This is a genomic window from Bacteroides gallinarum DSM 18171 = JCM 13658, assembly GCF_000374365.1.
Taxonomy (GTDB): domain Bacteria; phylum Bacteroidota; class Bacteroidia; order Bacteroidales; family Bacteroidaceae; genus Bacteroides; species Bacteroides gallinarum.
In genome coordinates this window covers 1-12,915 of sequence record NZ_KB894127.1, presented here as the reverse complement: position 1 = coordinate 12,915, position 12,915 = coordinate 1, and the positions used below count along the sequence as shown (strand labels likewise).

13 protein-coding genes are annotated in these 12,915 nt (G+C 43.7%); all 13 read left to right on the top strand.

Annotated features, from left to right (window positions below; genetic code table 11):
- Positions 1-49 precede the first annotated feature (49 nt).
- The 13 genes from C233_RS0108905 to C233_RS0108845 all read left to right on the top strand — a co-directional run bounded on the left by C233_RS0108905 (position 50) and on the right by C233_RS0108845 (position 12,623).
- A complete protein-coding gene (locus C233_RS0108905) occupies positions 50-1,048 on the top strand; it encodes an acyltransferase family protein (RefSeq protein WP_018667257.1) in 999 nt (332 codons plus the stop codon).
- 5 nt (positions 1,049-1,053) lie between these two features.
- Complete coding sequence (locus C233_RS0108900) at positions 1,054-2,283, top strand: glycosyltransferase family 4 protein (RefSeq protein WP_018667256.1); 1,230 nt, start codon at positions 1,054-1,056, stop codon at positions 2,281-2,283.
- Positions 2,270-2,620 (top strand): cupin domain-containing protein, encoded by a 351-nt coding sequence (locus tag C233_RS0108895; protein WP_018667255.1) that lies wholly within the window; start codon positions 2,270-2,272, stop codon positions 2,618-2,620. The genes C233_RS0108900 and C233_RS0108895 overlap by 14 nt, the downstream gene beginning before the upstream one ends.
- Before the next feature lie 74 nt (positions 2,621-2,694).
- The gene (locus tag C233_RS0108890; protein ID WP_018667254.1) at positions 2,695-3,795 is read left to right on the top strand and encodes a GDP-L-fucose synthase family protein; all 1,101 of its coding nucleotides are present in this window, start codon (positions 2,695-2,697) and stop codon (positions 3,793-3,795) included.
- A gap of 178 nt (positions 3,796-3,973) precedes the next feature.
- Complete coding sequence (locus C233_RS0108885) at positions 3,974-4,693, top strand: WecB/TagA/CpsF family glycosyltransferase (protein ID WP_018667253.1); 720 nt, start codon at positions 3,974-3,976, stop codon at positions 4,691-4,693.
- 13 nt (positions 4,694-4,706) lie between these two features.
- Complete coding sequence (gene gmd / locus C233_RS0108880; protein ID WP_018667252.1) at positions 4,707-5,789, top strand: GDP-mannose 4,6-dehydratase; 1,083 nt, start codon at positions 4,707-4,709, stop codon at positions 5,787-5,789.
- Positions 5,790-5,928: 139 nt separating this feature from the next.
- Positions 5,929-6,630: a YjbH domain-containing protein gene (locus tag C233_RS0108875; protein WP_025069129.1), complete on the top strand. Its 702-nt coding sequence runs from the start codon at positions 5,929-5,931 to the stop codon at positions 6,628-6,630.
- A gap of 17 nt (positions 6,631-6,647) precedes the next feature.
- Positions 6,648-7,874, top strand: a complete 1,227-nt coding sequence (locus tag C233_RS0108870) for a YjbH domain-containing protein (protein WP_018667250.1) — start codon at positions 6,648-6,650, stop codon at positions 7,872-7,874.
- A 36-nt stretch (positions 7,875-7,910) separates the two neighbouring features.
- Positions 7,911-9,206 (top strand): carboxypeptidase-like regulatory domain-containing protein, encoded by a 1,296-nt coding sequence (locus C233_RS0108865; RefSeq protein ID WP_026314800.1) that lies wholly within the window; start codon positions 7,911-7,913, stop codon positions 9,204-9,206.
- A 53-nt stretch (positions 9,207-9,259) separates the two neighbouring features.
- Entirely contained in the window at positions 9,260-9,715 is a 456-nt protein-coding gene (gene porL, locus C233_RS0108860) for a type IX secretion system motor protein PorL/GldL (RefSeq protein ID WP_018667248.1), read from the top strand.
- Positions 9,716-9,725: 10 nt separating this feature from the next.
- Positions 9,726-11,090 carry a type IX secretion system motor protein PorM/GldM gene (porM, locus tag C233_RS0108855; RefSeq protein WP_025069128.1) on the top strand — a complete coding sequence of 455 codons (1,365 nt, stop codon included), beginning with the start codon at positions 9,726-9,728 and terminating at the stop codon, positions 11,088-11,090.
- 11 nt (positions 11,091-11,101) lie between these two features.
- The gene (locus C233_RS0108850; protein WP_018667246.1) at positions 11,102-12,181 is read left to right on the top strand and encodes an OmpA family protein; all 1,080 of its coding nucleotides are present in this window, start codon (positions 11,102-11,104) and stop codon (positions 12,179-12,181) included.
- 19 nt (positions 12,182-12,200) lie between these two features.
- The gene (locus tag C233_RS0108845) at positions 12,201-12,623 is read left to right on the top strand and encodes a BT0820 family HAD-type phosphatase (protein WP_018667245.1); all 423 of its coding nucleotides are present in this window, start codon (positions 12,201-12,203) and stop codon (positions 12,621-12,623) included.
- Positions 12,624-12,915: the final 292 nt, after the last annotated feature.

Sequence of the window (12,915 nt, the reverse complement as noted above, 5' to 3'; positions counted from 1 at the left end):
TTTTTTACCCAAAAAATAGGATATCAAATAAAAATCTAAAAAATGATATATGTCTACAAGATATTATAATTTAGACTTCCTAAAAGTTCTTGCCGCGATATTTATAACAAATTCCCATTTTATCCCTTTATATAAGGACGTGTCACCTTCATTAGCTACCTTAGGTGTACATGGAAATGCACTTTTTTTCTTTGTTTCCGGTTTCTTATTGATGATGGGATTTGAGAAAAGAAAAGAAATATTCCTTAGTTGGTACAAAAAGAAAATACAGCGGTTGTGGCCTTCTGTTTTTCTATGGAGTATAATCGCAGCTATTCTTTGGAATAGTCCCATTAGTTGGCAAAACCTAATAATAGCTAATCAATACTGGTTTCTACAATGTATTGCAATCTATTATATTTTATTCTTTATTTTTGGTAATATCAATATTAATGTTATGGGGGGGGGTAAAATTAAGCTACAAAAAACGGTCTTCATACTTTCTATCATAACATCTATATGTTATTTCTTATATATGCCTAAAGTGGCAAGTTCTATATTCCACACCAACTTTCATTTCATCTGTCATTTCAGCATAATGGTAATGGGAGGGCTGACGTATCTCAATAAAAATATAATAAAAATGAAATCATTATCCAAAGATTTTACATTGATGTCATTTTGGTTTATAGCATACTTCATTGTGCTATATATAAGTAAAGGCTATTTAAACTATAAGTATTATTTACAAATAATAGGATTATTACCTCTACATCTCTTTATTTTCTATATATATAAAGTTGCAAGTTATCCTTGGTGTACAACTCTTTTCCAAACACCCCAATTAAAATGGATATTCCTCACAATAGCAAATTTGACTCTTGAAATATATATAGTACAATTTCACATCATAACAGATAAATTTAACGCGCTCTTTCCTTTAAATACAATAATTGTATTTATATTAATAAGTATAAGTGCTTATGCGTTAAAGTTCGTAACATCACTGTTTTTACAATTTCTTTCTCCATCTCCTTTTAATCTAAAAGAAGCAATAAAAATCTATTAAGAAATATGCTATCAATACTCATCAATGCATACGCTTGCTCTCCCAATATGGGAAGCGAACCCGGTATGGCTTGGAATTGGTGTGTAAACCTCGCTAAGTATTGCGAATTACACATTATCACAGAAGGAGAATTCAAGGAAAATATAGAAACTGTACTCCCTACTATACCTCAAGGAAAGAACATGCACTTCTACTATAATCCGGTATCGGACAAAATAAGAAAGATGTGCTGGAACCAAGGAGATTGGCGCTTCTATAAATACTATAAAGAATGGCAATGGAAAACTTATGAAATGGCAAAAGAAATCATAGCTAAACAGCACATAGATGTTGTTCATCAATTGAACATGATAGGTTTTCGTGAACCCGGATATTTATGGAAGATAGAAAATAAACCATTTGTATGGGGGCCGGTAGATGCTAAAGAAAAATTCCCGACAGCTTATCTGCAAGGAGTTAATTTAAAAGCAAAGCTTTTTATACACTTGAAAAATTTCTTAACAACAATCCAATTGAAGTACAGTAAACGAGTACATCAAGCCGCAAAAAAAGCAGCCGTTATAATTTCAGCTTCTTCTGAATCGAAAAAGAGTTTTAATAAATTTTTCAATATAGAATCACCTCTTTTGAATGAAACCGGATGTTATCCGCAAAACAAAATACTACTTGACAAAAAAGACAAAGAAAAATTAGATTTATTGTGGGTAGGCAAACTAGACTTTAGAAAACAACTATCGTTAGCTATTCAAACAATAGCTCAAATCCACAATAAAAGCATTAAACTACATATTGTCGGCAGTGGAGATAACAAGATTTATAAAGAATTGGCAGAATCGCTTCATATTGCAGAGCAATGTATTTGGCATGGTGTTGTCAGTCATGACAAAGTACAGGAAATCATGCAGCAATCCGACATATTTTTCTTTACAAGTGTGGCAGAAGGTACTCCACACGTAGTACTGGAAGCCATAGGTAATAATCTTCCCGTAATCTGTTTTGATGCCTGCGGCCAAGGTGATTCCGTCAATGAACAAGTAGGTATGAAAATACCCCTAAGCACTCCCCAACAATCTATCAAAGAGTTTGCCAAAAAGATTGATCATTTATATCACCATAGGGATATTTTACGGAAATTATCCGAACAATGTAACCAAAGACAAGAAGAACTATCATGGGATAATAAAGCCAAACAAATGGTTGCTCTATATAATAATGTATTAAATGACTATAAATAAGAAAAGCATCAAAAAGTTATCGGTTATCACTACCACCCACAATATCGGTGAAAAGAGAGTCTTACTAAATGGGCGGGAAACATCCACTCCCCTCACCCAAATAGCCGTAACCCGGCTAAAAGCTGGCGAGGTGGTAGAGGAACACCTGCATCCCACGATGGAAGAATTCTTCCTATTTCAAAAAGGGGAAGCAACCATAACGGCCGGTAAGGAACGGACAACTTGCGGCAGTGGAGATTTTATCAGTATACCTACCAACACCCTACACTCTTTAAAAGCAATTACAGATATTGAAGTTATAACCATTAGTTGTGCAGTTTGCCATAACAACACATAAAAATATCAAACTGGCAAACTTATCTGTTAAATTTATTAAGAATAAATAATCCACACATATAATCGGTATCAGCCATGTTAGAGAAAAATGCTAAAATTTACATAGCCGGTCATCACGGGTTAGTGGGCTCGGCTATCTGGAACAACCTGTTACAAAGAGGATACACCAATCTGGTAGGCCGTTCGCACAAGGAGCTGGACTTGCTGGACGGGGTTGCCGTAAAGAAATTCTTCGATGAAGAGCAGCCGGATGCCGTGGTGCTCGCAGCCGCTCATGTGGGTGGAATCATGGCCAACCTGCAATACCGTGCGGACTTCATCTACCAAAACCTGCAAATACAACAGAATGTTATCGGTGAAAGTTTCCGACACGGTGTGAAAAAGCTGCTTTTCCTGGGGAGCACCTGCATCTATCCACGCGAAGCCCCGCAACCGATGAAAGAGGAAGTGTTGCTGACTTCCCCGTTGGAATACACCAATGAGCCGTATGCCATTGCCAAAATAGCCGGACTGAAGATGTGCGAAAGCTTCAACTTGCAGTATGGAACGAATTACATAGCGGTGATGCCTACTAACTTGTATGGTCCGAATGATAACTTCCACTTGGAAAACAGCCATGTGCTGCCTGCCATGATACGTAAGATTTATCTTGCCAAATGCCTGAACGAGGGCGACTGGGATGCAGTGAGGAAAGACATCGACTTACGCCCGGTAGAAGGGGTAGACGGAAGTTACAGTAATGAGGAAATACTGGCGGAGCTGGCAAGATTCGGAATTACACCGGAAGCTGTTGTTTTGTGGGGTACGGGAACTCCGCTGCGCGAATTCCTGTGGAGTGAGGAAATGGCGGATGCCAGCGTACACGTATTGCTGAACGTAGATTTCAAGGATACTTACACTCCCGGAACGAAAGACATACGCAACTGCCACATCAACGTAGGAACCGGAAAGGAAATCAGTATAAAGGAGGTAGCCGAAAAAATCATGGTAGAAGTAGGATTTAAGGGGGAGCTGAAATGGGATGCAAGCAAACCGGACGGCACTCTGCGCAAGCTGACGGATGTAACCAAACTGCACGACTTAGGCTGGCATCATAAAGTAGAAATAGACGAGGGTATCCACAGACTGTATGAATGGTATCTGAAAGGTATCTGCATCAACCATAAAACAAACTGAACGGATACTCCGGTCATTGATAAATAACTACATTCTTCGCATTTTTCTTGCTTATCATATACATTTGACTTATTTTTGTCGCATAAATCACACTTCATCATAAGTGCCCGTCCTATCAACTCTCTGTGTGACAGGCAATAGCGTAGCATATTCTACGGTAAATACATTTTCCAAATACATGTTGAAATTAAAAACGGTTTCGCTCCTGGGACATAGGAGTGAGCTCGACGCCTTGCCGGAAGGCAAGTTACTGATAAACACAATCAACGCCCACTCATACAATACAGCCCAAAAAGATGCGGCATTTGCCGAGGCGCTGCTGAAAGGAGATGTCTTGATTCCGGACGGCGCGAGTATTGTATTGGCTTTTAAGTTTTTGAGGCATAAAAAGATTGAACGGATTGCCGGTTGGGATTTGTTTCTGCACGAAATGAACAAGCTGAACCGGAAAGGCGGTATCTGTTTCTTCCTAGGCAGTAATGACGACACGCTGAGAAAAATAAAGGTAAAAGCTACCGGACTATATCCCAATATCCAGGTAGAGACCTATTCCCCACCCTACAAAGCTGAATTTTCAGAAGAAGACAACCGGCAGATGATAGAGGCAGTGAACAGCATAAAGCCTGATTTGTTATGGGTGGGCATGACTGCTCCCAAGCAGGAAAAGTGGGCTTATGCACATCTGAAGGAGCTGGATGTAAATGGTACGATAGGTACTATCGGTGCAGTGTTCGACTTTTTTGCCGAGAATATACAGCGTGCTCCGCTGTGGTGGCAGGAGCATAGTCTGGAATGGCTGTATCGCCTGATAAAGGAGCCTAAAAGGATGTGGAAAAGATATATCATAGGAAATACCTTATTTCTGGGGTATTTATTAAAAGAGAAAATATCAAATTAATATAATACACACAATGAAAAAAGTAGCATTGATTTCCGGTATCACCGGACAGGACGGCTCGTTCCTTGCCGAGTTCTTGATTGAAAAGGATTATGAGGTTCACGGCATACTGCGCCGTTCGTCTTCGTTCAATACCGGACGTATAGAGCATCTGTACTTGGATGAATGGGTGCGCGATATGAAGAAAGACCGTTTGGTAAACCTGCACTACGGGGATATGACGGACAGCAGTTCGCTTATCCGTATTATCCAGCAGGTACAGCCCGACGAGATATACAACCTCGCTGCACAGAGCCATGTAAAGGTGTCCTTCGACGTGCCCGAATACACGGCGGAAGCCGATGCAGTGGGTACGTTGCGCATGCTGGAAGCTGTCCGTATCCTGGGAATGGAGAAAAAGACGAGAATTTATCAGGCTTCTACCTCCGAGCTGTTCGGCAAGGTGCAGGAAGTGCCGCAGAAGGAAACTACACCCTTCTATCCACGCAGTCCGTACGGAGTAGCCAAGCAATACGGTTTCTGGATTACGAAGAATTACCGCGAGAGTTACGGTATGTTTGCCGTAAACGGTATTCTATTCAACCACGAGAGCGAACGCCGCGGCGAAACGTTCGTTACCCGCAAGATTACGCTGGCTGCCGCACGCATAGCACAAGGATTCCAGGATAAATTGTATTTAGGAAATCTGGATGCACGCCGCGACTGGGGTTACGCCAAAGATTACGTGGAATGTATGTGGCTCATCCTGCAACATGATACGCCGGAGGATTTCGTGATTGCTACCGGTGAGATGCATACAGTGCGCGAGTTCGCCACGCTGGCTTTCAAAGAGGTAGGTATAGAGCTGCGCTGGGAAGGCGAAGGGGTGAATGAGAAAGGTATCGATGTGAAAACCGGCAAGGCGCTGGTAGAGGTAGACCCGAAATATTTCCGTCCCTGCGAGGTGGAACAGTTGCTGGGAGACCCGACTAAAGCAAAAACGCTGCTGGGCTGGAATCCTACAAAGACGAGCTTCCAGGAACTTGTAAAGATTATGGTGGCTCATGACATGAGGTTCGCAAAGAAACTGTATCTGAAAGCGCAAATGGAAGAATAAATACATTTTTCCTTTTTTTCTTGCTTGATACAAACAGAATGTATACATTTGCACAGTTTTTCATACTCTTTAATTTGTCTGTCTGTGAAACGATTACCTATGTGACAGGCAAAAGCGTAGCATACTCTTCCGAGGTATAATGCCTGTAAAAAAATACTTATCATTATTCTGTCTGCTTTTTTGTTGTACGATAATGCGTGCGCAGTATTCCATGGGGAACACCGGACTGCTGAACATTCCGACAGCCGACATGCAGGAAACGGGTACTTTCATGGGGGGAGCCAACTACCTACCGGACGGAATGACGCCCTTTAACTTCAACACCGGTAATTACTTCGTTAATATTACTTTCCTTTCCATACTGGAACTGAGTTACCGGTGTACGCTATTGAAGACAACCCGATATGACGGGAAAAGGGGCTATTTTCAGCAAGACCGTTCCATGACGGCGCGTATCCGCCCGTTGAAGGAAGGACGGTATCATCCTTCTGTGGTTATAGGAACCAATGACCCGTTCAAAGATATGGGTACAAACTATTTCGCTACCGTCTACGGGGTGCTTACCAAAAGTTTCTCGATAGTGAAAGGCGACAGGCTGGCAGTGACTGCCGGATATTATTTCCCCCTGAATAAGCATAGCATACAGGACGGAGCATTCGGCGGAGTAAGCTACTCCCCCGCCCGATGCAGGGAAATCAGCTTCATAGCGGAATACGACTCCGACGGATTCAACGTGGGAGCCGCAGCAAGATTGTGGAAACATTTGTCCGTACACATCTTTACCAGGGAATTCGGCTGCATAGCAGGCGGAATAAGGTATGAATGTACACTGATACATTAACGACATAGCCCACCGGGATGAAGGGAATATACATTACCACATTTCTTATGTTTCTGTGCACCGTAGCGCATGCCCAGATTACGGAAAAGCTGAAAGATATCGGAATGGAGAATATACAGTGTGTACAAACACCGGGAAGTACCACGGTGGCTTTCGAGAATAATGTATACAGGGGAACATACACCGGTATAGGAAAAGCCGTAACGACCTGCCTGGAAAGTGTATCCGGAGGCGATTTGCAACTGGTGGTGCTGGAGAACAGGATACCGAGGCTATGCATCGTTGTACCGGACTCGCTGGTAAGCGCCTACAAAGAAGGCGGCATCGGCCTGGTACAAGTATATGAATGTATGCAGATATCCGTCGATACGGACAATGCCATGAGGGTGCTGAAACAAAGCGGAAAACCGGAAAACACATCGGCATGGAAAGTGGATGTGGTAGTCTATCCCGACCTTTTCCTCGAGAACAATACATTCGACGAGCTATACACTTATGCGATAAACCTGAACCCCGCCGTAGAAATGGCTTTATGGAAAGGAGCCAAAGCGACGGCGCAGGTCATACTTCCCGTAGCGACCAACCTTACCGGAGAGATGAAACGGGTACGGCCGGGGATAATCGCCCTATCGCAAGATGTACGGCTGAAGCATAACCTGTTCGGACGCCTGACGGTGGGCAACTTCACCAATAATCGCATAGGTGCGCAAATGGAAATGAGATACCGCACCGACAACGGGCGCATAGAACTGGGAGCTAAGGCGGGTGTCACCGGTTTCTCTGCCGTAACTGCCGATGAAGGTTGGTATATCGGAACCAGGCTGCGTATGAATGCATCGGTTACGGCATCTTATTACGAACCGCACACCAACTTGCAGTTCGACTTAAGCGCCAACCGGTATATATTCGGCGACTATGGTGTGAGAGGCGACTGTACGAGGCATTTCGGAGAGTATGCAATCGGGCTGTTCGGAATATATACGGACGGGGAGATAAACGGAGGATTCCATTTCGCAATTCCCCTGCCCGGCAAGAAGTGGAAACGGAAAGGTTTCTTCAGGATAAAGCCTGCCGACTATTTTGCATGGACTTACAGTATGGTGGCACATGGAAAATATATCGACGAGCAAATGGGGAAAAGTTACTATACGCGTCCCGGTGAGAACAGGAGTAGCGGATTTTATCAACCCGACTATATCCGGTATTTCCTGGTTAAGGATGCTGAGAAGATACAATCAAAGTGAGTAAAATTAAATAAATCAGTTTTTAAAGACAAAGTTATGAAACAAAAAAGCTTTTTATTCGGAAGCCTCTTGTTATGTGTAATGGCTTTCAGTACAACCGGTTGCAGTATCGGCGGGGACGACAAGGAAAATGAAATCGTAGACGACCCGTTAAAAGATAAAACCGAATACTACATCGTAGGACAAGTGAGTGACAGCAAAGGAGTCGTGGCAAACACCAAAGTAGAAACAGGCAGCATCAGTACTACAACCGATAGTAAGGGTGTTTATAAACTGACGGTAAATGATGCCACTACATATAAAGTTAAGTTTACAGCCAGCGGTTTACAGACTTTCGAAGCTGAAGCGGTAATCGCATCTACTGCCAAAAACCGTAGCCAGGTAACGCTGAATGTAAGACTGGCAAAAGAAATAGTATATGATGAAAGTGAAGCCAAAACCGTGAATCCGACAGACGGGGTGGAAGTTACCGCTCCTAACATTGCAGATACCAGTGCCGACCCTGCTACCGTCATTATTCCGGCAAATACTGTGGAAGAGACGACAGAGGTTGCAGCCGTAGTGTATGAGGAAGCCCAAGCCACTACAAACGAAACCAAAGCACCGGTAAGCAATATAGCCGTAAGGACAGAACCGGCGGACGCCACTGCAAAAGAGGATGTGACTATCGCCGTCAAGAATCTGGCGGATAATGCAACCGACGGCTATTTCGACACACAATATATGTCGGCACTCAGAAAAGATGAAGCAGCTACGAGGGCTGAGCAAAATCTGTCCCAACCGGTTTTCAACTCTGAGACTAACAAGTATGAGATAACCATTCCTGCCGGACAGAAAATAGCTGGAAAATACGAAATGAACATCGAATTCGAAAGAAGCAGTAAAACATCGGGAACTGTAGAATACAACGCCGTAAACGGTAAAAGCGAAGTGCTGAAACTGGAAAATAGAGAATTCAATGCCTTGACCGGCGTAAAACTGAATGTTACGGTGAAAAACGGTTGGAGCTACGTTACCTCTCCTGCCAATGCACTGGCAGCCAAAGGTGCATCCTCAAAGCTGGCCGCTGTAATAGAGAAGTACATCGAACTGCTGGAAGGCAAAGAGGGTGTATACGAAACGGTAACCGAGCTTACTACCAACATAAGCGGCAATCATGTGCTGTATTATGGAAACAAAGCCAATATCCTGGAAAAGACCTATACGTTCCACGTAATGGTCGGTGGACAGAGTACTCCGATAGAAGTTAAGCTGAACAGTTACAACGGATATACCGAAGAATATACCAACGGAGCAATCAGCCAGCATTCCGGCGGCAGCACAGGCAATTAAGTACGCGAGTAGGATAAAATTTCAATCAAGAACCATTATTCAAATAACATATTATGAGTTTACGCAATTTTTTATCAAGCAGAGCCGGAAAGCGTTTTTATAATTTCTGCTATTGCTGGGGCGCCTGTTTAGTTATTTTGGGTGCTATCTCTAAAATCGGCGATTTCCCGTATGGCAATATTCTCCTGGCCATAGGCCTGTACACCGAGGTGTTTATATTCTTCATCTCGGGATTCGATGAACCTGCCAGGGAATACAAATGGGAAAGGGTATTCCCCATACTGAATGACAAACAGGCAAATACCGACCCGAAGGTTGCTCCGGTAAATTTCAGGCTGTCGGGAAACAGCGACAACTATAAACAAGAAATGGCAAGGCTGGAAGACAATGTGAAAGCATTGAACGAAGCCCATGAAGCACAGTTGAAGCAAGTGAAGCAACAAATGGAACTGCTGAACAAGCAATACAAACAGATGCAGGATGCAATGAATGTAAAAACAACCAAGTAAAACAACAGCTATGTCAAAATACATAATGCCTCCGAGGCAAAAAATGATAAACCTGATATATATCATATTGATTGCTATACTGGCAATCCATATATCGAAAGATGCCATAGAAGGATATGATATTATCAGCAATGATTACCGGCCGCAAATAGTGCAGCTCCAGACATACAACGAGGAATTGAGAGTGCGTCTGGAACAGGAAAGGCCGGAAGTCCAGACACAGGTACAGTCCGTAAAGGACAAGACCAATGCCATTCGGCAAGAGTTGAACGACCTGAAAGAAAGTATTACCCAGAAAGCCGACAAGGATGATTACCAAAGCGGAACCCTTAAGAACCGCGATGACGAGCGGGCAACTCCTGCCGTCCTCGGCAACGGACGGGGAGCCGGTCTTAGAAACAGTATCGTAACTTTCAAGGAGGAAATGGGAGGTATGATTGCCGATAATGCACAGAAGAAACTCGCAGACAGTTACCTGAATATTACTCCCCAGGCCAACGGTGCGACATGGGAAGAAGAAACCTTCTCGCATCTTACCGCCAATGCGGGCATCGCAATCCTGGATAAAATGGAAGTGGAGCTGCTGAACTACGAAAAGGAAGTTCTGCTTGCCATGACAAACGGTGAAGGAGTGCAGCCCGCTCCGGCCACTCCGGAGGAAAAAGCGGAAACGGTTGCCCCGCAAACGGAAACCTCTCCCCGACAGGCGGAAGCCTCGGACGAGCAGGTTCTGGTAAACGGAGTGCCCACCGGTATCCTGACAGACGGAACGTTAGAAGCTCCTTTCGTGCAAATGGCTCCCGAGGAGGTGGGTACTTTGTACAAAGGGTATGAAAATAAATTACGGCTGACAAGTATCGGCATCGCCCCGGAACAACTGAGAGTTTCCATGCAAAACGGTAAGGTGTTGAAACGGAATAACCGCTACATCGCCATACCCGACAACGATAGCCGTACTGCCGGTATCACCGTAAGCAATGGAGAAAAAGTCCTGGCGCAATACAAGTACGAGGTAAAGAGCCTGCCCGTTCCGCAACCTTATATCGTTTATTCCGGCAATGGCAAGGAGTTATTGTACAAAGGCAATGTACCTATCAGCAAGAAGCACCTGCTCGGCATGAGCGGATTGGCTGCACAAGCCAATGAGGGGCCTCGGGTAAGCTATGAGGTCGTATCCTTTGAAACAGTCTTTATCGGGGCTGGAAGCGACAAGGTAATCACCCTCCAGAACAAGGGAAATAAATTCTCCGATGAGCAGAAGAAAGTTATCGGACAATTGCAGGCCGGTGACAAGTTCTACATCACATCCATAACCGTATCCGGCGGACAAAAGACAAACGAGCAAATCGGCTCTATCAACGTAATACTCTATTAAAAAATAAAGTTATGAAATTCGGATTTAAACACATCATATTAGCTGCTGCACTGATAAGCGCCGGCAGCCTTGCCGCACAGGAACAGAATGACGAAACATCGTTCCAAAAGTACAACTGGTTCGTAACGGGAGCCGTCAATGGAGAATGGTTGTCCAATACTACCGGAAACATGATTGTAGGTGGAAAAATAGGAGCCGGTATTCATCTGAGCCGCTACTCGGCATTCCGTATCAACGCATTCGCAGGAAAGAACCGTGTAAAGACCCTGAAAGCCCAACAATACGGAGCCGAACTGGACTATATGCTGACATTGGTAGGAAACAAAGGTTACCGTCCCTTTAACCTTGCCGCCATTATCGGAGCGAGCTACAACTATTTCAATACGGACAAGCTCGACATCGACAATAAGAATGTCAGCTCTATCGGCGGAAAGATTGCATTACAAGCCTCGTACAACCTGAACAGAAAAATCAGCCTGTTCCTTGAACCTTCTTTCACTATCCTGCCTAAATATTACAAAGGAAAAGATGCCGACGATGTGTTCGTACAGTCTGCCTTGAACATCGGTGTTACTTACTGCTTCAAGGACAAATATAAGACATCTAAAAAGACTATGTACGGAACTCCCGCCGATAAAGCCGATGTACAGGAAATCAAAGACAAAATGAACCGGATGCTGGAAGAGATAGAGCAACTGAAGCAGGAGTCGCAAAACACGCAGAAAATCGAAGCCGGTAAAAATGTCGTTATCGAACCTTCACAGCAGAGAGGAATGATTTCCGTCGATATCAACTTCGATGAATTCAGCGCATTCATCAGCGAAGAACAAGCCGGCAAACTGAACAATATCGGCGAATGGATGAATGAAAACCCGGCTATCATCAAAATCGTGGCATTCAGCAACGATGTAAAAGACAAGAAAACCGAAACGACGTTACGCAACAGCCGTACGGAAGCTATCAAGAAAATGCTGATAGAAAAATACAGTATCGCACCCGAAAGAATCGCATCGGCCTCGCCCGAATCCATGGGTTATGCGAACAAAACCGGAAACAATGCGATGATTATTTTCATTCCGGACAATTTATAAACAGCTCGTTTTCAACTCTATGACCATAGCCATTGATTTCGACGGCACAATCGTAGAACACCGATACCCTAAAATAGGAAACGAAATACCTTTCGCCACCGATACGCTGAAAATGCTGATTAAAGACCGCCACCGGCTGATATTATGGACTGTACGCGAAGGAAAGCTGCTGGAAGAAGCCGTGGAATGGTGCAGGGAACGGGGAGTGGAGTTTTATGCCATTAACCGCGATTATCCCGAAGAGGATACGGCGCATCACGGTTTCTCGCGCAAGGTGAAGGCGGACATCTTTATAGACGACCGTAACCTGGGCGGCCTACCCGACTGGGGAGACATCTACCGCATGATTCAGGAGAAACTGACGTATGAGGAGTTGTATCGCGACAATGCCTCGGTTCCCCGGTCGAGAAAAGGCGGATTATGGGGTTGGTTAAAAAAATAATCGTTTTTTTGACTTATGTCAAATCGTAGCCCCGGAGAACTCTTTAAATTTGCAGTGTCATTTAGAAAGCGATAGAGTAAATTAGTTTTTATAAGAGAGAGATTAGTTTTTAGGGTGTATTAAAAGAATTAGGCAATATCTGTTAACGGATATTGCCTTTTTTGTTATATTTGTACTTAGGGATATTCAGTAAATGTCCCTAAAAATCAAGATGGCATATGAAGATGATAGAGCATACTCACTTCATATGCCATTTTTATAGTCCTATTCCTGTAATTTCTCACACAATCTT

Coding starts and splice junctions, on each gene's coding strand:
- C233_RS0108890 (WP_018667254.1), top strand. CDS start 2,695: ATGTTAGAGAAAAATGCTAAAATTTACATAGCCGGTCATCACGGGTTA.
- C233_RS0108865 (WP_026314800.1), top strand. CDS start 7,911: ATGAAACAAAAAAGCTTTTTATTCGGAAGCCTCTTGTTATGTGTAATG.
- C233_RS0108900 (WP_018667256.1), top strand. CDS start 1,054: ATGCTATCAATACTCATCAATGCATACGCTTGCTCTCCCAATATGGGA.
- C233_RS0108845 (WP_018667245.1), top strand. CDS start 12,201: ATGACCATAGCCATTGATTTCGACGGCACAATCGTAGAACACCGATAC.
- porM (WP_025069128.1), top strand. CDS start 9,726: ATGTCAAAATACATAATGCCTCCGAGGCAAAAAATGATAAACCTGATA.
- gmd (WP_018667252.1), top strand. CDS start 4,707: ATGAAAAAAGTAGCATTGATTTCCGGTATCACCGGACAGGACGGCTCG.
- C233_RS0108885 (WP_018667253.1), top strand. CDS start 3,974: ATGTTGAAATTAAAAACGGTTTCGCTCCTGGGACATAGGAGTGAGCTC.
- C233_RS0108870 (WP_018667250.1), top strand. CDS start 6,648: ATGAAGGGAATATACATTACCACATTTCTTATGTTTCTGTGCACCGTA.
- porL (WP_018667248.1), top strand. CDS start 9,260: ATGAGTTTACGCAATTTTTTATCAAGCAGAGCCGGAAAGCGTTTTTAT.
- C233_RS0108895 (WP_018667255.1), top strand. CDS start 2,270: ATGACTATAAATAAGAAAAGCATCAAAAAGTTATCGGTTATCACTACC.
- C233_RS0108875 (WP_025069129.1), top strand. CDS start 5,929: ATGCCTGTAAAAAAATACTTATCATTATTCTGTCTGCTTTTTTGTTGT.
- C233_RS0108850 (WP_018667246.1), top strand. CDS start 11,102: ATGAAATTCGGATTTAAACACATCATATTAGCTGCTGCACTGATAAGC.
- C233_RS0108905 (WP_018667257.1), top strand. CDS start 50: ATGTCTACAAGATATTATAATTTAGACTTCCTAAAAGTTCTTGCCGCG.